The sequence below is a fragment of the Clostridia bacterium genome (assembly GCA_026414765.1).
Lineage (GTDB): Bacteria > Bacillota > Clostridia > Acetivibrionales > DSM-27016 > SKW86.
In genome coordinates this window covers 69,257-88,989 of sequence record JAOAIJ010000009.1, presented here as the reverse complement: position 1 = coordinate 88,989, position 19,733 = coordinate 69,257, and the positions used below count along the sequence as shown (strand labels likewise).

The window sequence follows — 19,733 nt, the reverse complement described above, 5'->3', positions numbered from 1 at the left end:
CTGTATGATGCTATAATCCATATAGAAATTGATATTAAGTACTTACCAAGAAGCTTGGAAGAAATGATCTGCAGGAGGGGAATCAAGTATGAGGATAACTAAGAAAGGTGTCTTTAAAGTCCTTATAGTTTTATTGCTTGTCTTAATCATAAGCATTACTACTATCAATATTGGAAATAACTTTTATGTCAGTACATTCAGTGAAGAAAACAAAAGTGAGATGGAAATAAGGCTAAATAATGTTGTAAAGAAGTATGTGGAGAAAAGTAAGTTCAGCGGTTCTGTGCTGGTTGCACAAGGGGACAGAATCATACTTAATGAGGGTTATGGTTATGCAAAACGTTACTTGGGAAGAACAAAAAACACACCTGACACAAAGTATGTGCTGGCTTCTATGACAAAAAGCTTTACTGCATCGGCGGTAATGCAATTACAGGAAAGGAAGATGCTGAGCCTTGAAGATAAGGTAACCAAGTACTATCCAGAATATAAAGGATGGGAGGATGTTACTATACATAATCTTCTAAACCATACTTCGGGTATTGAAAACTATTATGAATCGGTTATAGACCACATAAGATATTTTATTGCTCATAATACCCCGGAGAAAATCATTTCGAGGTTTAAAGACAGACCTTTGTTGTGTAAGCCGGGTACTGATTTCAATTACAGCAACACCAACTACATGATTTTATCTGCAATCATAGAGAAGGTATCCGGTGATAAATATATTGACTATTTAAATAAAAGCATTTTTACGCCATCGGGTTTAGTGAACACAGGCTATGAAGAAGATACAAGTGAAGTTGACAATATAGCTAAAGGATATTGTCTGAACATGATTGTTGAGGTTACCGGTTTTGATTTATCCAATTTCTACGGGGCTGGCGGATTATACTCATCAACGGAAGATTTATACAGATTTTTTAGGAACCTTGATGAGAAAAAGCTCTTAAACGATACTTCCAAGGTTAAAACTAATTGGGGATATCATTATGGTTACGGTATGATGCTTAATAATGATAAAAAGCTCGGGAAAGTATACTTCATCACAGGTGGCGGACCTGGTATAAGTACAGGGATGTATAAGCTGGTTGATAAAAATATGATTATCGTCATTTTAAGCAATAACCAGGGTTTTTACAAGGACGAAATGGTAGCTGATTTATATGATACGGTCAATAGTTAAGAGTTTTAAAGGGATGATCCGGTACAGCAACTGATACTGCTGTACCGGACTTGATAATCGGCTGGATGTTGAGTTATCATTATAGTAATAGTAGTAAAATATTCGTAGAAACTTGTGAGAGTATGGTATGAAAGCTAATCTGATTTGCTCAGACAACGTAAAATCGATTCTGATAGAATTGTTATCCGGGAGAAATATATCTATTGATGGACAGGCTGACATATGCATTATAGAATCGGGGTACTCTCTTCCTGATAATAAATTGTGCATCCTGTTTCAGCCGGACAACATATTTGCCCTGATAGAACTGCTTAACAAGCTGGCAAAAGTGAATGATGACAGCAACAAAATTATTGGAAGATTTAACGATGAGCGGTTTAATGTTATTTCCTTTGACCAGATTTACTACTTTGAAGGAAGAGGAAATTACACTTATTGTATTACCCAGGACGGTGAATACAAGGTCAAGGAAAAATTGTATGAACTTGAGGCCAGATTGCCGCAGGACAAGTTTATTAGAGTAGGGAAATCCTTTATCGCAAATATTGCGAATGTAAAAGAAATCATTCCATGGTTCGGAAGACGTCTGGTACTGAGATTTTCTGACAATAGACGGGAAATAGAAGTATCTAAAAACTATACAAAAAGTTTTAAAGAATTTTTGGGTTTATAAGAAGGTAAATTATGAACAAGGTGAAATTTGTTATTGTAAACAGCATAGTTATGGTGCTTCTGGGATCGATATTGGTGAGTTTTGCAATAGAAATTGTCTGGATGTTGGTAAGCGGGCGGGATTATCTGCCCATAGGCAGGCTGGTTTTTAATTTCTTTATAGGCCTGATCATTAGTACAGTAGTTGTATTATTGCATCTATTGACCATGAGGTTTAAAAAGAAGCCGCTGATCGGGTATATATTCAGTTTTTTCATAATTGCAGTATTATTATTAGCTGTTTATGTACATACAGGCTTAACCACAGGATATTGGCTGGTAGATGCAAAATGGCTGGTTATCTTTACAGTTGTCGAGAGTTTTTCCATATTCCTGGTTGTCTACTGGTACCGTCAAATAGATATATACAACCAGAAACTGGAGATTAAGAAGGCTTTGTTAAGGGGTGACCATGCTGGAAAAGATGTACAATAGGAAATAAGAATTGTTTAGTGGATATCTGTTTTATAGTATTTTTTGGGAGACACTCCAAAGGCTTTCGAAAATGCTCTTATAAAATTTGAATAATCACCAAAACCGCATTCTTCACACACTTCATTTATCTGCTTTCCCTCTTTAAGAAGACTTTTTGCAAGTATGAGCCTTTTTCTGAGAATATACTGATGTAAGGAGTAACCTGTGAATTTTTTGAATTCATGAAGAAGGTAATACTTATTCAAGAAAAATCTGGCTGAAAGATTGTCCAGAGTGAGTTTTTCCGAAAGGCTTCCGTTAATATATGATAGTAGCCTGTCGACTTTTTCATTGTAGCTGATATCCAATTCAATACCATTGCTTGCACTTGAAATGAAGTACCTGTTCAAATAAACGATGATTTCCATTAAATATGCATTCTTCAGTATATGACTCCCGAATTCGGAAGTACCGCAGGACTGCTCTAAGAGCACTATTGCATTCCTGACAGTACGAAGCATTTCGGGATTCAGACGGATAAGATTGTGCTTGTTATCCAGAGCCAGATTGAAGCATAGTGTCAAATCGCACTTTTCCGAACTGTGCCTGTAAAGAAAATCAGGCCTGATCCAAATGATGATCCTCTCATAGATTTCGCCAGATTCGAGAACCGGTTTGTGCAGTTCACTGCTGTTTATCAGAAGTATGTCTCCGGTTTTCATTTTGTAGGATTTACCCTCAATGAGGTAGGTTACCTTGCCTGATATCAGAAAGAATATTTCGTACACATCATGATTCTTAAATTCAAAATACCTTGATACTTCGTCTTTATAGTGAAAAAATTCAAAATCCTCTTCTTTAAGATGCTTCATAGAAGATTGGGTATGTTTGCCTTTTTTCATGCAGGCCTCCCTCATCATTGTTAAAGTGCAGACAAGTGGTATCAATATGAGTTATATTATAGGCTATGGTAGCTAACTGGGTTTTATAACAACTTTTGCAATAAAACAAACAACTTTAGCAAAGAAAATTGTAAAAATAGGCATATATTATTTAGTATAAAGAAGATTCAAGTGTTAAGGCGAGTTCTTTTTTACATGTAGTTAGAGGGGGGATTATATGAAACAGGCAAGAAGACTGGATAATGCACCACCCTATCTTTTTGTTGAGATAGAGGCAAATATTAAAAGAGCTCTTGAAAAAGGAATTGATGTAATCAACCTGGGCATTGGAGATCCTGATCTGCCAACTCCTGATTTTGTCATTGATAAAATGAGTGAAGCAATAAAAGACTCAAGATACCATGCTTACCCCGAGTATAGCGGGTGTGATGAATTCAGGGAAGCAGTAGCCCGCTATTATAAGAGAAGATTTAATGTTGATATAGACCCTGAAACTGAGGTTGTAGCATTGCTGGGTTCCAAGGAAGGAATTGCGCATATATTCTTTGCGCTTGTAAATGATTGTGACTTTACACTTGTTCCAGATCCACAGTATCCTGTGTATAAACTTGCTACGGCTTTAACAGGGGGTGTACCTTATGAAATGCCGCTGCGGAAGGAAAACGGTTTTTTGCCTGACCTGTCGGTAATCCCGAAAGAAGTTGCAAGAAGGAGTAAAATTCTTTTTGTTAATTACCCCAATAATCCGACGGGGACTGTGGCTGATCTTGATTTTTACCAGAGAGTAGTCAATTATGGAATAGAAAATGATATAGTTGTGTGTAATGATAATGCATATTCCGAATTTACATATGATGGGATAAAAGCTCCAAGCATACTACAGGCCGGAGGTGCAATGGAAAATAATACTGTAGAATTTCATTCACTCTCAAAATCCTATAATATGACCGGGTGGCGTCTTGGATATGCAGTAGGAAACAGAGAAGTCATATCCAAACTTAAGAAGATGAAGGAAAATATTGATTCAGGTGTGTTTACTGCCGTTCAGATAGCCGGAATAGAGGCACTTGAGAAGGGTGACGGCTTCATAAATGAAATGTGCCGGATATATAGGAGTAGAAGGGATCTGGCTATGCAGGAGCTTAAGAAGCTGGGGCTGGAATTTGAGGTGCCTAAAGGAGCATTTTACCTATGGATAAGGGTACCGGAAGGATATAGTTCGAAATCGTTTACTGATATGCTGCTTGAAAAAACAGGTGTTGTTGTAGCTCCGGGAAGTGGTTATGGCAGCTCCGGGGAGGGCTATATACGTATTTCTCTGACCATTTGTGAAAAAAGGTTGAAAGAAGCTTTTGAAAGAATAGGTGAAATGTGGGCCCGGCAATAGACTTTTATTTGATACGCTTGAAAAAAAGTGATATAATCACTTGGTTAACATAATTGCAAAGGAAGAGGCATAATGAGAATAGATATATCGGATAGAGCTTCAGGAGTTTTATGCGGCGCATCAGCTTTTGGCATGTGGGGACTGCTGCCACTTTACTGGAAGCTGCTCAATAAAGTACCTGCTTATGAAATCTTGGCTCACCGCGTATTCTGGTCTTTTATTTTTGTTGGTATGATACTTGTAATCGGCAGTAAGGCAGCAAAAGTAAAAGAGGCAATTAAAGACAGGAAAAGTATGCTTTTCATAACAATTTGTTCTTTAATGATAGGTATCAACTGGTTTTTATATATATGGGCTGTAAACTCCAACCATATAGTCGAATCAAGCATGGGTTACTATATAAATCCATTAATGTCCATTTTGTTTGGGATGACTGTTCTTAAAGAAAAATTCGGCTTTTGGCAGTATACAGCTTTAATATCTGCAGCAGGCGGAGTCGTATATATTACTGTCCAATTTGGAAGTTTGCCATGGATTGCTTTAGCTCTGTCTGTCAGTTTTGCTCTATACGGGCTTTTTAAGAAGATGGTGCGGCTGGAATCGGCTGTGGGGCTTTTCCTGGAAACCTCAATACTGGCTCCGGCTGCAGTTGTTTTTTTGATAACTAAACAAACTGAAGGATCAGCGGCTTTTCTGAATTCATCATTGACGGTCAATATTCTGCTGGCTTGTTCAGGACTTGTAACGGCCACACCTCTTTTGCTTTTTGCTAAGGGAGCCAAAAAGGTAGAATTGTCCACTATAGGATTTCTGCAGTATATTTCACCCAGCATCAGTCTCATACTTGGGATAGCTATATTTAAAGAGCATTTCTCAAAAACGCATATAGTTGGTTTCGGATTTATCTGGACCGGAATTTTAGTATTCTCACTTTCACAACTTAATTTTTTCAAAAAGAGGTTCAGTACTGTCAATAAACTGAAAGAGGTAGAGTCAGAATGACCTGCTGCCTTCTTTTCGTCCGGGGATAAGCTTTTCAATAAGTTTTATAAAGCTGCCGGTAAAAGGTAGAAAGACAGCTGCACTTAAAATATTGAAGATTGTATGAGTATTAGCTATGAGCCTTGTACTATCCTGACCAAGAGTTGATGTAATATATCTTACCATACCAGCGAATGGTGTGAATAGAGCTATTGCAAGCAAAACCCCTATAATATTGTATATGGTATGTGCCCATGCTGTGCGGCGTGCGGCTGTACTTGATCCGAAACTTGCCATTTGTGCTGTTATACATGTTCCTATATTATCTCCCAGGGTGAGCCCGATAGCAGCTTCAAAGCTTATCAGACCGGAGTTGAACAGTATTATTGTCAGACCTACGGTAGCACTGCTGCTATGTACAAGCATTGTTGCCACCATACCTATCAAGAGTCCTATAAAAGGGTTTTGGCCAAAATTCTTAAAAAGGTTGTAGGCAAACTCGCTGTCTTTTATGTATGGAACTCCGGAGTTTAGTATGCCGATACCGATAAACATCAATCCAAATCCCATCAAGGCATTACCCATGCTTTTTAGTGAAATTTTCGGTGAAAAAAATTTCGTTAAAAATCCAAATATAAAAATTGGAAGGGCAAAATTTGTCAGATTGAAAGACATGAGTTGAGCTGTTATTGTAGTTCCGATATTTGCTCCATATATTATGCCTATTGCCTGTGACAGCTTCATCATGCCAGAATTCACAAAACCTACTGTTATTACAGTGACGGCAGTACTGCTCTGTAATAAAGCAGTGACAGCAGTTCCGGTTAATAGTGCCAGAGGAGCAGTGGATGTAAGCTTGGACAGTATTCTTTTTATTATGCCCGGGTTTGCTTTTTCAAGTCCGCTGCTCATCATATTTACGCCAATAATCAAGCATATGACGCCTGCTATGAAGTTGTAGAGTATGACTAAAAAAGAATTCACTTAATACTCCGGTAATTATTCTGCTTCTAACATAATAGGATGAAAGAAAATAAAATAGAACAGGATTTTCTAATACAGTGGATAAAAGAGATGTTTTCCATTGATTGAAGTTTGATTAAAGCTTTATAAAAAGCTTACAAGGCTGTTCCGGGAGAAAGCGTATTACAAATGCTTAACTTCCGAACAGCCTTGTATCAATTAATTATGTCAGAATAATTATTTGATGAAATGTATTATTACGTTTGCAATCCCTATATAGAGAGCGCATTGGCCTATAGCAGCTCCTATACTGTTCTGCTCATAAACTTCTTTCCATATGTCTACCTTTATCAGTTTTGTAAAACCCCATTTGAATATAACAGAAAGAAATCCGAACAATACAACCCAAATAAGAGATGTGATTGCCAATTCTATCAAGTCGAATTCTACCTGTAAAGCTACAGCATTCGTGAGCATTATTTCTACTGCGAATATGAAGCCTGTCAGGCTTATACCTGCCGCAGGATTATTATCAATAAAGATTTCCTTCGATAGTGTCGTTTTACGTCTTAGCAGAAGACTGTAGGCAATAAATGCGACAAGGGTAAATATCAATACATTCAACATTTTGAATACTGAAGTAGTAAAATACCCTGGCATGATGTCAAGAAATCTTACAAAACTTACGAAAATAACTGAAAGAGATACGGAAAACAAGGCGGCAGAAATGTTTTTCTGATGATATATTTCATTATTCAAATTGACTTTTCCATGTTCATCATTATGACCGAGTGAATTAACTATAAGATTCGAGGACAGTCTTAATACCGTAAATATCAGTATGTATGCGATTCCGTACCCAATGCAGATTAATAGATCTTTCCACCAGATGATATCTGCAGAGTCTTCGATAGCTTTTGCTGAAAGGTATAATGTAGGGAATATAAAAGCACCTATGAATTCTACCCATGCAGCTACATTATCTTTTTCAAACAAAGAGTCTTTAAGACATATCTTTCTTAAAACAACGTGGTTATATAATAACCAGCCCAGAACAAATGTCACGGTAATAATGGTAAAACTGAACAAGAAATTGTACCCCAGTAATTTTAAATAATCCATTAATTAACCCTCCTATTTTGAGTTTTGATAGAATTTATAAAAAATATCTTCAAGTATTTCACCTGTAAAAATTTTGAATAATCCTGTTTCTTCAGACATTTCGATATTGAGGTATTCGGTAAGACCATCTTCCTCTCTTTCATAATCCCACATTTTTACCCAGTATTCTTTCTCTATTTCATCTGTTTCTATGTTATAAACTCTGACTCTTCCCCGTACACCTTCAATTCTGTCTTCGTTGCCGGGCATGACACATCGTGAATATTCAATACCGTCCGGAGTAGTAAGATAAAGTTGACCGACTACTTCAAGAAATTCTTCAGAGAAAGGAATGGTATCTGCCAGACTGTACAGGTGCGTTTCAAGCTGAGAGTTATTGCCTGGAAATACTTCAAATATATATTCCGTATTTTCAACTTGGGAATGGATCACATATCTTGAATATTTTCTTCCATTCACGTCAAATTCAATTATTAATGCAAAACTGTAAAGTCCTGTATTTCTTAAATCCCCTATATTGAATTCTATTTTCGAATCCTTGTTTATATTTAAAGGATTAAATATTTTTGAAATTATCTGGTTTTTGGAATCAAACATGGGCTGCCTCCTTATTGCATATGTGTATTAGATATCCGGGCTAAACTTTCAGGCAGAACTTAGTAGAGTCTGCTGTGATACGTCTTTTTGGGTTTTGGCCTGGAAACCTTCTTAAGTATAATTATCAAAACTATTGCTATAACCAGTATAACTAAAATAATAGCAAAAGGGTTGGTGGCAGGCTGTGAATACTTGTTTGTATAGTATATGTTGTCAAGATGCTTTTGCTGGTATTCTTTTGAAAATTGAAGATCCGGATCTATTCCCGGTTCCATATAGTTTGGATCTCTTATACCGTTGTTTTCCCTTTCCAGCTCTTTTACACGTGCTTCCAACCTGTCAAACTCTGCTTGATTGAAATGATCCCTGTATGGACGGATTTCATTCCAGTGATGATACCAGAACATGTGGGAGGCAGTCATCAGGAAAAACATATCCCACGGACCGATAAATGCGGAGCCGTAACCCATCGGGCCGCCGAAATAACCTCTGTTCACGTTTATGAAGATCGGCCTTTTGTTGAAGTTATTTATTCTGGTTGGTCTGGACTGCATCGCATCTTCAAAGCTCATCCTGTCCTTAACCCGGTAGTTTGTATTCATTGTACTGTCATATACACGCTTTTGCTCTGAATTCAAGTTTTGCTTATATGAGTTGAATTTGGAGCTTGAAGCTTGTTTATTGTAGGTATCCTGCATGTATGAGCTTTTTTTTGATTTTGATCCTGAGAAAAACGAGTTTTTACTCTTGGTATTACTACCAGTAGAATAGGAACCAGGTGTACTTCTTGATGAATCTCCTGATGAGCTGGAATTCTTTTTACTGCTGCCCGTATAGCCGCTGCTGCTCTTTGAAGAGCCGCTTGATTTCTTTGAGAATAGGCCTCCGGAACTCTTAGATTTTGATGAACCGAAGTATCCACTTGAACTTTTGGAGAAACCGCCTCCGAAACTCCGGCCTCTTGATCCTCTGGCTTCAACTACTGTCACCTGCGAAAACAGGAATACTACTGCCAGCAAAAAAACGAAAATCTTTTGCTTCAATTTATAAACCCCCTCAAACTATGGATTATGTTGATTGCTAAATTTTATTTGTCGGTAATTGACTAATAATAAACATGACTTGCGGGTAGGCGCACAGTATTAATCTATTACCTTGTAACTAAAAACCATAACATATTCTTCCTTAATCTATGACTATTATATCATTATTAAGTATATACTAAAATAGCTTTGAATATATATAGAATATAAAAATATTGTAAAAAAAGAAGGAATTTTTACTAATTCATAGAATAGATTATTATAAATAAAAAAAATATAGAACTTGTTCTTTAATAAGTGTATTTGTTAATTAATCCACTCAAAAAGCTTAATTGTTACAAGCAGAATTCTTATTCACAAGTTTTGGAGTTTCCTCAAGATACGAAAATAATAATAGTATGTAAATTATATAGAAACCTTTTTGAAATTATTGTGCAAATGTTGGCACAAACTACTCGGTACAGATTTCGAAAATTTTTATCGGAAAAAAGTTTTGCCGGCACAGTAGGGGTGTTAAAATACTCAATAACTGTGCGGGTTTCAGCTGTTTGCGTATTATTTAGCGATTTGCTTGCTGTTTCTAAAAATACTATTGACGGTGGATAAAGTTGGTGCTATTATATAAATGTAGTGCAAGCGGATGCACAAACTAAACTGATGAGGTGTAGTATGGGGGTAACAATTAATGATATAGCGAAGGTTGCTAATGTGTCACCTTCAACTGTATCAAGGGTAATCGCAAACAATCCCAGAATCAGTATTGCCACTCGCGAAAAGATATTGAAAATAATGAAGGATATGAATTATCATCCAAACATGATAGCACGTTCGCTGGCAAACAAATCTACAAAGATAGTCGGTCTGGTTGTTCCGGGTACTACAGAAAAAGCATTTCAACATCCTTTTATTCCGGAGATAATAAGAGGAATAATCTCGGTAGCACATAAAAATGACTATAAAATACTGATATCCAGTGCTACAAGTATTAAAGAAGAGAAACAAATAGTTAACGATCTGGCAAATGGGGGGATAGCAGAGGGGATTATACTTCTGGCCTCAAGGGTGAATGACCCCACTATCACTGAGCTTTCAAAGAAAGAATTTCCGTTTGTGGTTGTTGGCAGACCTTCAAATGATCAGGCAGTTAACTGGGTTGATAATAACAATTATTCAATAGCATATAATTTAACAAAACATTTTATAGATCAGGGACATAAAAGAATTGCTTTGATAGGATTTTCTTCAGGGGTTGTTGTTACTCTGGACCGTCTAAAGGGGTACAAAAAAGCTTTAGAGGACCACAATATTGCTTTCGATGAGGATCTTACCATAGAAGGTAAGTTCATTGATGATACAGGATACGAACAAATGAAGAAACTGATGGACAAAAAAACAGGACCAACCGGGGTTATTGCATGTGATGATTTCCTTGCATTTGGAGCAATCAAGTATCTGACAGAATCCGGATTGAAAATTCCGGAGGATGTAGCAGTTGCTGGGTTTAACAATACTCCGCTTTCCGATCATTTTATTCCACCTTTGACATCTGTAGAGGTAAATGCTTTCAGCTTGGGTTCCAATGCATTTGAACTGCTGACAGTGGGTATTAATAGCGACTATAAGAGTTATAACAGGGCTATAGTACCGGCAGAACTGGTGATTCGGCAGTCGACACTCAGAAAAGTATAGAGAATCAGGAGAATTATTTACCAACTGTGCAAATATGTGCACAAAACATAGGTAAAAGGACTTTAAAGTCTTTTTATAAAAGAAAAATATATAACAAGGGGGAAAAATTAAATGTCAAAGCAAGTAAAAAAGGTATTGACAGCTGTGTTGGCCGTAATGATGGTTTTCACTCTCGTAGTAGGTACAGCAGGTTGTGGTGACAAGACAGAAACACCTACAACTACTGACAACAGTGGAAGCACAAAGGCTGAAGAAACAAAGAAAGTGGAAGATGCAAAACCTATTGAGATTTCATTCTCAGAATTTGATGATCCTAACGTTTTCAAAGAAGACTGGTGGAAGGCATTTCTTGTTAAGTTTACAGATGCAAATCCTAACATCAAAGTAAAGAGAATCCACAACAATGACAATGATATTAGAACCAACTGGCAGACACAGGTTGCTGCTGGACAGGGACCTGATATCACTCTTGCACCACATGACAGTATAGGATTGTTTGCAACTGCTGGTACAGCTCTTGAACTTGACACATTTATGCCTGCAGAATTCTATGCTCAGTTAAACCAGGATGTAGTAAATCAGTATAAATTCAAAGATAAAATCTATGGTATCCCTTACAGATTAGGTAATGCAGTAATGCTTATCTACAACAAAAAGCTTGTAGCAGAAGCTCCAAAGACAATGGATGAGCTTATAGCAAAAGCAAAAGAACTTACAAATGCACCTAAACAGTACGGTTTGGTTTATGACATGGTAGAACCATACTTTATAATGGGTTACCTTGGTGGATTCGGCGGTAAGGTATTAGATGATGATAACAACATCACACTTAATACTGACGCTATGAAAAAGATGGCACAACTCGTATATGACTTCAAGTACACTCATAAGATTACTCCTAAGGAAGCAAACTCAGACGTAGCTAACGCTCTCTTCAAAGAAGGTAAAGCAGCGTTTACAATTTGTGGACCATGGCTCTTCAAACAGTTGAAAGATTCAAAGATCGAATATGGTCTTGCTCCTATCCCAACACTTAACGGTGGCGGAATGCCTGCTCCTTACAGTGGTGCGAAGGTTGTCATCTTGAATCCTAAAGTTGCTAAAGATGATGCAAGAGCTGCTGCTGTTAAGAAGTTTGTTGAATGGTTAAATTCACCAGAATCACAGCTCGCTATGGCTAAGATGGTTGCAGAAATTCCTACAAACCTCCAAGCACTTGAAGATCCATACGTTAAGAACGATCCAGACGTACAGGGATTATCGGAACAGTTGAAATTTGCTACTCCAATGCCTAACGCTCCTGAAATGAGAGCTGTATGGGATGCTTTGAAAGCTAAGTTTGCACTTGTTATGAGTGGAAAACTTACACCTGAAGAAGCACCTGCAGTATTCCAGGCTGAAGCAGAGAAGATAGCTAAGAACCAGCTTGGTAAAAAGTAATTAATAAAATAATATGATAAATCTATTAAAGCTGTAGTTTATTGAGGGGAATAAAGAGATTTATTCCCCTCAATACTTAATAGGAAGGAGGAGTAAATAGGTGCTAGGAAGAAGTAAGATAACCCCGTATATTTTGATTGCTCCTGCAATCCTGGTCCTGATATTCATGGTTGCATATCCTCTGTATTATGGTATAAGGTTATCATTTACAAACATGAATCTTTATACTTTTTTAAATCCCGAATTTATCGGAATAGATAACTACAAGGATATATTCAAGGATACTGAACTGTATACCACTACAATCAGGACTATTGTCTGGACTATAATAAATATTATTTTAACGGTTACACTCGGCTTTATATTTGCTTTATTTTATAACAGAAAATTGCCATCAAAAAATATATTCAGAGTAATTATGATGCTTCCATGGGCAGTACCGCAGTATATTGCAGTACTTACCTGGAGAAATATGTTTCAACAGCAGTACGGAACCATTGACATAGTTTTGAATAACATGGGAATTACCGGTATCTCCTGGCTTGGAGATCCGTTCTGGATATTTACTGCATGTATAATCGTTAATGTATGGCTTGGTGTACCTTTCATGATGATCATCACTCTTGGCGCTATGCAGAGTGTACCTCATGAGCTTTATGAGGTTGGTCAGCTGGATGGAGTAAAGAGCTGGACAAAGCATTTAAAAATAACTATACCTCTCATAAAGCCTGTGTTGACGCCTGCAATAGTACTTTCAACTGTCTGGACCTTCAACATGGTAAGCGTTATTTACATGATGACAGCAAGAAATGGTGACAATGACACTCAGATTCTTGTTTCAAGAGTATATAAGGATGCGTTCACGTTCTTTAACTACGGTAAAGCGGCTGCATTCTCAGTAATAATATTCGTATTGCTCCTGATATTCTCATCAACAATTATCAAAGCTATGAAAGGCGGAGAGGGGGTATATGAATAATGAAGAGTGAAAGGTTTGAAAAAAGAGATTCACATGGAAAAATCATTTTCATATACATCATGCTGACTCTAGCTGTACTTGTATGCTTATATCCTCTTCTTGATGTTGTGAAAATATCACTGAGACCAGGAAGTGCGCTTTTTTCAACTGACCTGAGTCTTATACCGGAAAATGCGACAATTGACAATTATTACAGGGCTCTCATAGACAGACCGTATACAACATGGCTAAAGAACAGCTTGTTTATATCACTTGTAGCATCTGTGGTAGGTGTAATTTTTTCAATAAGCGCAGCTTACGGTTTTTCAAGATTCAAATTCAAGGGTAGAAGTGCAGGTCTTGTTAGTATGCTGTTAACACAGATTTTCCCTGCACCTATGACACTTTTACCTACTTATGTACTTTTAAAGAACTTTGGTCTTATAGACACATATGCAGGTGGTATTATCCCCTATATTGCTACTTCCGTACCTTTTAGCGTTTGGGTTTTAAAAGGGTATTTCGATACAATTTCAAAATCGATTGAAGAAAGTGCTTATATAGATGGTGCAAATATTGTACAGATACTGGGACGTATAATGGTACCACTGGCTTTACCTGCTGTAGGTGTGGTTTTACTGAATTCATTTATGGCTGCATGGAATGAGTTTGTTGTGGCAAACATCGTATTTACAAACGAAACAATGCATACTCTCCCTGTAGGACTCTTTACCATGACTGGTGCTCTCAGCTCTGACTGGGGTATATTCAGTGCGGCGTGTGTTGTGACAGCTATACCGGTAATTATCATTTTCTCGGCGATGTCCAAGGTTATGATAAACGGTTTGACACTTGGTGGTGTAAAAGAGTAATAATCGGTAGGGGGTAGAAATGAAGAACAGAGGCATTTTTGTAAAGATAATTTTAGCGGCAGTAATATTCACACTGTCGATGCCTGGTGTAGCACTTGCCGAAGGTAAATCAACAAAGATAGGTCAGGAAGACCTTATATATTTTTTAATGACTGACAGGTTTTACAATGGTGATAACAGCAACGACCAGGATATTAAGCCGGACAGTCTAAGTGGTTACCACGGTGGAGACTTTCAGGGGATAATCGATAAACTCGATTATATTAAGGATCTGGGTTTTACATCAATATGGATATCTCCTGTTGTAGAAAACCAGGTAGCGGGATATCATGGCTATTGGGCTACTGATTTCTATAAGACGAATGAACACTTCGGAAGTTTGGAAAAGCTTAAGGAATTGGTTCAAAAAGCGCATGAAAAGGGTATAAAGGTTATTGTTGATATAGTTGTAAACCATACAGGATTGATGCATCCATGGAATGATGATCCCAAGTATGAAAGCTGGTTCAATGACTGGGGAAATATTTCTGACTATAGCAATCAGGAAGAGGTTGAAAAAGGCAAGTTGTCATCACTTCCAGATTTTAATCAGGACAATCCCGAAGTTAAGAAATATCTTATAGACATGGCAAAATGGTGGATCAAGGAAACCGGAATAGATGGATACAGACTTGATACCGTACGTCACGTACCAAAAAGCTTCTGGACTGAATTTGTAAATGAGATAAAGAAGGACTATCCGGATTTTTATTTCATAGGCGAAGTATTTGACGGAAACTGGAACTATGTTGCCGGATACCAGAAGACAGGTATGGATGGACTGGTTGATTTTCCAATGCACTATGTTATCGGAGATGTATTTGGGAATAACCAACCGGCAGGCAGATTGGCTGAAGGTATTGAACAAGCTAATGCCTATCCCAATAAGTACCTGATGGGAACATTTATTGACAACCATGATGTACCTAGGTTTATAAGTCAGATAACTGATTTTACTGAAGAGAGGCTTAAACAGGCAATAGCATTTACAATGACATATACCGGTATACCTGTTATGTACTATGGTACTGAGATAGCTTTAGACGGTGGAGCAGATCCGGACAACAGAAGGGATATGGACTGGAATGCCAAATCAGCTGTAACGGATTATGTGAAAAAACTGGCTTCCGTCAGAAAAGCCAATAAAGCCTTGACTCATGGTGATATCAAGATAATCAAGCTAGAAGATGATTTTATATGTTATAGAAGAAGCTTTGAAGATAATACAGTAATAGTTGCATTTAACATTTCGGATAAAGAAAAGACTACAGAGATGCAATTTGATGATAAAATCGGCAGTAAAAGCGGTCTTCTGACTAGCCTTCTTGAACCGGCTGAGACAAAATTCAAAAAAGGAAAATTTGAATTAAGTGTAGCTCCAAGGGGTGTAAAAGTTTTTCAGGTTAAAGAAACAAATATGGCAAATATTACAATTATAGTTGTGTGTGCAGCTGTTGTTATAGTTGTCGCGGTTATAGTTGCAATTCTTATTGTTAGAGCAAGAAAAAAAACTAAAAATTGATGAGGTGAGTAAAGGGAGGGGAAATAGCTGATACATATTTCCCAAACCCTCCCTGAAGTGGTGTATGAAGAATTTATTTAGTGTACTGGACATTTTGAAGAAAAAAGAAAAGACATTTTCAGGACAGTTTTTTATACCTGAAGCATGGAACTTTACCGGATATGACAAATACTCCACAGATGAAAAACGAAATGGTGAGGTTTGTATCAATCCATACAGTTTTATAGCTTTTTGCATAGAAAAATACATCATACCTGAAAAAGGTGAAAGTTACACTTTAGCAGCGGCATGTAAAGAAGATGATCAGGAACTGGATTTGGCAAAGAATACGATTTATAGTATGCTTCCGAGAATGTTTACAGCATGGGAGCATTACGAACAGGGGAGCATTTGCTCGGGTACATTTTTAAAGGCAATATGCAGATTACCTTATTTGAAGAAAATGAACGTAGATATTATATACCTCCTGCCCATTTTTGAGTATAGCAATAAATACAAAAAAGGTGAAATAGGAGGCCCATATGCAATAAAAAACATTTACAGGCTCGACCCCAACATGCACGATCCTCTTTTAGGGGATTTTTCGGTAGAAATGATTGAGACGGAATTTAAAGCATTTGTAGAAGCTTGTCATATTCTCGGAATAAAAGTGATGGTTGATTTTGTTTTCAGAACTGTATCCAGAGATAATGAATTGATAGAAAACAATCCGGATTGGTTCTATTGGATTGATTTAAAGTACAATGACAGTTTTATGACACCATCAATAGATATAGATAAAAAATCTTTACATCTTAATGATAAGAATCTTTCAAGATTATACAGATCAAAGGATATGGCTGAATATCTTAAATGGTTCACACTTCCTCCTAATCAGCTGAATCCTGATAAGTGGGAGAGCATAAAGAAGCAGGCAGCCGAGCAGGGATTGAATATTCTGGATCTGATTGAGAAAGAGTATGGAATTACTACTATACCGGGATTTTCCAACGTATTAAATGATCCCCAGCCTCCATGGACTGATGCTACCTTCCTCAAATTTTACTTTGATAACCATGAGAAGGCTGCGAAATTTGTTGAAAAAGATCAGCCTCCATATATATTACAGGATGGAGTCTGCTTGAACCTGTATCGTGGAAGCATAAAAAATGAAGTTTTGTGGAAATATGTTTCTGATGTAATACCATATTACCAGGAAAATTACGGAATAGATGGCGCAAGGATAGATATGGGGCATGCGCTTCCCCCCGAGCTGAACAGGGATATCGTAGAAAGGACGAAGTCAATAAACAAACAGTTTATTCTATGGTCTGAAGTATTTGAACCTGAAAAGGCACAGGGAGCAAAGGATGACGGTTTCCATTTCATAAGCGGATTTATTTGGTCAATTTATAAGGATATTGAGAAGCCGAGCTTCAATAAAAAGTTATTTGAAAATACTCTTATGAAATCGGCATTGCCTATTACTGCTGCTATGGAAACGCCGGATACTCCGCGAGCGGCTCACGTTCACAAGGATAAGAAAAAGATTGAACTTCTTTTATTCTTAAACTGTTTTATACCTAATGCAGTTCCTTTTATCAATAATGGATTTGAAGCGGTAGAAGTGCAGCCGATGAATTTAGGATTGGATAATACGGAAGCTGGTAGGTTTGTATTGGAAAAAGATGACCCGATGTATGGAAAACTTGCATTTTTTGATAACTATTATATACATTGGAAAAACAGTGAATTGGAATGGATGCAGAACCTCCTGATCATAGCGGCAGATTTGAGAAAGAGATTCACAGATTTGATCTCTAGAAAAGATTTGTTCATTGGCGGAGATGAAGTAACAAAAAACAAAAAAATAACTTTCATTAGTTATTATGATAGTAAATGCAGCAAGTATGTGTTCTTCGTTGCTAACAGAAGTATGGAATCAAGGGCAAGGATAGATTTAAAATCACTTATCCCTGAAGGACTAAAAACAAGGCAGAAGGACATAAAAATAATATATCAAAACGGCAGTCTGTGTGATATTGAGTTTGAAAACGGTAAGAAGGGAATGCTTCAGCCGGGAGAAATCATTATAGGCTGTTTAGAATAAAAACAGATGAGATTATGAATGGAGGTAAAATGGTGGTTAAAATTAATGAAAAAAATCGCGAAAAGATGCCTAAAGTAGCGTATTTCTGTATGGAGTACGGTTTACATGAGGATTTCAAGATTTATTCAGGAGGACTTGGTATATTAGCCGGAGACATAATGAAGGCAGCCAAGGATTGTGAATTCCCTATGGTAGGGGTAGGAATACTGTGGAGACAGGGCTATACGCAGCAGCTTATAGGTGAAGATGGGAAACCATTTGATAGCTATCCGGAATACAGATATGACTTCCTTGAAGACACAGGTGTAGTTGTTAAGGTAAAAATCCGTGGAAGACAAGTGAGTGCAAAGGTATGGAAATGTACCAAGTATGATAATGTACCGCTCTATCTGCTGGATACATTTGTACCGGATAACAATGATATGTTACTGACAGGCCAGTTATATGGCTGGTTCTCTGAAGAGAGAATTGCACAGGAGATGCTGCTCAGTATAGGGGGACTAAGGGCTTTACAAGCATTAGGTCTTGATATTGAATTATATCATTTTAATGACAGCCATCCAGTGCTTGCTGGTATTGAATTGATAAGACAGAAGATGGATGTAGACGGGATGAGTTTTGAAGAGGCATGGGAAGATACCAGAAGCAAGATAATATTCACTACTCATACACCTGTTGTGGCTGGAAATGAAACACATGATCACGAGCTTCTTAAGTACATGGGCGCTTATAATGGCCTTACACACGGTCAGATGTTGAGACTTGGTGGAGATCCGTTCAGTATGACTGTTGCAGGCTTAAGGCTTTCAAGAAAAGCAAATGCAGTGGCACAGCTGCATGGTGAAACTGCAAGAAAGATGTGGAAGGATGTAACCGGTTCATCAGAAATCATAGCTATAACTAACGGTGTTCATAATGGAACATGGCAGGACAGCAGAGTTGTAAAAGCTTACAATGATGGCGGAAATGGCCTGTGGGATGCTCACCTTGCAGGTAAGAGGGAAATGATAGAAGAAATATATAAGAGAAATGGAATCAAGCTTAAGGAAAACGTACTTACAATCGGTTTCGCAAGAAGAGCTGCTCCATATAAGAGAAGTGATTTGATATTCAGGAAAAAGGATATCATTGAGCCCTTACTTAAAAATGGAAAGCTTCAGATAATTTTCTCAGGAAAAGCTCATCCAAATGACATGACAGGTAAGAAGATAATATCGAATCTTTATGAAATGTCAAAACTGTACCCTGAAAGTGTAGTTTTCATACAGAACTACGATATGAAAATTGGAAAGCTTCTCACAAGAGGCTGCGATGTATGGCTTAACAACCCTATCAGACCTATGGAAGCAAGTGGTACATCCGGTATGAAGGCTGCTATGAACGGAGTTCTTAATCTGAGCGTACTTGATGGCTGGTGGCCAGAAGGGTGTGTTCATGGAGTAACCGGATGGCAGATTGGAGACGGCTATGAAGGCGATGATTGTGACAAGGTAGATTCCGAGTCATTATATAAAGTTCTCTTAAACGAAGTAATACCAACCTTCTACAATGATAATAAAAAGTGGCTGGAAATGATGATGGCCAGTATAAAAATGTCTCAGTGGGAATTCTCAGCTGCCAGAATGGTGGAAGATTATTACTACAAGATGTATATGGTTGACTAATTGATTTAAACCAAGAGATACTAAAGAATGGTATGCAATTTATAAAATAAATTGCATACCATTTTTATTACCTGTTTAAAGTGCAGAGAACATTATATTAATAAATCACTAAGTTTACAAACTCTGAGTTTCTGAACCAGCTTAGGCAAAT

At 37.4% G+C, this 19,733-nt stretch carries 17 protein-coding genes; 12 read left to right on the top strand and 5 right to left on the bottom strand.

What is annotated here, in order from left to right; translation table 11 throughout:
• Positions 1–88 precede the first annotated feature (88 nt).
• The 3 genes from N3I35_01490 to N3I35_01480 all read left to right on the top strand — a co-directional run bounded on the left by N3I35_01490 (position 89) and on the right by N3I35_01480 (position 2,335).
• Complete coding sequence (locus tag N3I35_01490; GenBank protein ID MCX8128755.1) at positions 89–1,189, top strand: beta-lactamase family protein; 1,101 nt, start codon at positions 89–91, stop codon at positions 1,187–1,189.
• Between the two features lie 127 nt (positions 1,190–1,316).
• Entirely contained in the window at positions 1,317–1,862 is a 546-nt protein-coding gene (locus N3I35_01485) for a LytTR family transcriptional regulator DNA-binding domain-containing protein (protein ID MCX8128754.1), read from the top strand.
• An 11-nt stretch (positions 1,863–1,873) separates the two neighbouring features.
• Positions 1,874–2,335 (top strand): hypothetical protein, encoded by a 462-nt coding sequence (locus tag N3I35_01480; GenBank protein MCX8128753.1) that lies wholly within the window; start codon positions 1,874–1,876, stop codon positions 2,333–2,335.
• Between the two features lie 14 nt (positions 2,336–2,349).
• On the opposite strand, the gene N3I35_01475 is transcribed toward N3I35_01480, so the two are convergent.
• Positions 2,350–3,216 (bottom strand): AraC family transcriptional regulator, encoded by an 867-nt coding sequence (locus N3I35_01475; GenBank protein ID MCX8128752.1) that lies wholly within the window; start codon positions 3,214–3,216, stop codon positions 2,350–2,352.
• 217 nt (positions 3,217–3,433) lie between these two features.
• Here N3I35_01475 and N3I35_01470 point away from each other — a divergent pair, with 217 nt between their 5' ends.
• Together N3I35_01470 and rarD are read left to right on the top strand one after the other, a co-directional pair.
• Complete coding sequence (locus N3I35_01470) at positions 3,434–4,603, top strand: LL-diaminopimelate aminotransferase (GenBank protein ID MCX8128751.1); 1,170 nt, start codon at positions 3,434–3,436, stop codon at positions 4,601–4,603.
• Between the two features lie 72 nt (positions 4,604–4,675).
• Positions 4,676–5,605, top strand: coding sequence for an EamA family transporter RarD (gene rarD / locus N3I35_01465; GenBank protein ID MCX8128750.1), 930 nt, complete (start codon positions 4,676–4,678; stop codon positions 5,603–5,605).
• Here the strand turns inward: rarD and N3I35_01460 are convergent.
• The 4 genes from N3I35_01460 to N3I35_01445 all read right to left on the bottom strand — a co-directional run bounded on the left by N3I35_01460 (position 5,597) and on the right by N3I35_01445 (position 9,309).
• Complete coding sequence (locus tag N3I35_01460) at positions 5,597–6,568, bottom strand: Na/Pi cotransporter family protein (protein ID MCX8128749.1); 972 nt, start codon at positions 6,566–6,568, stop codon at positions 5,597–5,599. The genes rarD and N3I35_01460 overlap by 9 nt on opposite strands.
• A 216-nt stretch (positions 6,569–6,784) precedes the next feature.
• A complete protein-coding gene (locus N3I35_01455) occupies positions 6,785–7,669 on the bottom strand; it encodes a hypothetical protein (protein ID MCX8128748.1) in 885 nt (294 codons plus the stop codon).
• A 12-nt stretch (positions 7,670–7,681) separates the two neighbouring features.
• Positions 7,682–8,266, bottom strand: coding sequence for a hypothetical protein (locus N3I35_01450; GenBank protein ID MCX8128747.1), 585 nt, complete (start codon positions 8,264–8,266; stop codon positions 7,682–7,684).
• Positions 8,267–8,325: 59 nt separating this feature from the next.
• Positions 8,326–9,309, bottom strand: a complete 984-nt coding sequence (locus tag N3I35_01445; GenBank protein ID MCX8128746.1) for a hypothetical protein — start codon at positions 9,307–9,309, stop codon at positions 8,326–8,328.
• A gap of 657 nt (positions 9,310–9,966) precedes the next feature.
• Here N3I35_01445 and N3I35_01440 point away from each other — a divergent pair.
• The 7 genes from N3I35_01440 (at position 9,967) to glgP (ending at position 19,582) form a co-directional block, all read left to right on the top strand.
• Entirely contained in the window at positions 9,967–10,998 is a 1,032-nt protein-coding gene (locus tag N3I35_01440; protein ID MCX8128745.1) for a LacI family transcriptional regulator, read from the top strand.
• Between the two features lie 111 nt (positions 10,999–11,109).
• Positions 11,110–12,438 carry a maltose ABC transporter substrate-binding protein gene (locus N3I35_01435; GenBank protein ID MCX8128744.1) on the top strand — a complete coding sequence of 443 codons (1,329 nt, stop codon included), beginning with the start codon at positions 11,110–11,112 and terminating at the stop codon, positions 12,436–12,438.
• Positions 12,439–12,538: 100 nt separating this feature from the next.
• Positions 12,539–13,417 (top strand): sugar ABC transporter permease, encoded by an 879-nt coding sequence (locus N3I35_01430; GenBank protein ID MCX8128743.1) that lies wholly within the window; start codon positions 12,539–12,541, stop codon positions 13,415–13,417.
• Positions 13,417–14,268: an ABC transporter permease subunit gene (locus N3I35_01425; GenBank protein MCX8128742.1), complete on the top strand. Its 852-nt coding sequence runs from the start codon at positions 13,417–13,419 to the stop codon at positions 14,266–14,268. The genes N3I35_01430 and N3I35_01425 overlap by 1 nt, the downstream gene beginning before the upstream one ends.
• A gap of 19 nt (positions 14,269–14,287) precedes the next feature.
• Positions 14,288–15,829, top strand: coding sequence for an alpha-amylase family glycosyl hydrolase (locus tag N3I35_01420; protein ID MCX8128741.1), 1,542 nt, complete (start codon positions 14,288–14,290; stop codon positions 15,827–15,829).
• Between the two features lie 64 nt (positions 15,830–15,893).
• Entirely contained in the window at positions 15,894–17,918 is a 2,025-nt protein-coding gene (locus tag N3I35_01415; GenBank protein MCX8128740.1) for an alpha-amylase family glycosyl hydrolase, read from the top strand.
• 29 nt (positions 17,919–17,947) lie between these two features.
• Positions 17,948–19,582: an alpha-glucan family phosphorylase gene (gene glgP, locus N3I35_01410; GenBank protein ID MCX8128739.1), complete on the top strand. Its 1,635-nt coding sequence runs from the start codon at positions 17,948–17,950 to the stop codon at positions 19,580–19,582.
• The last annotated feature ends 151 nt before the right edge of the window (positions 19,583–19,733 follow it).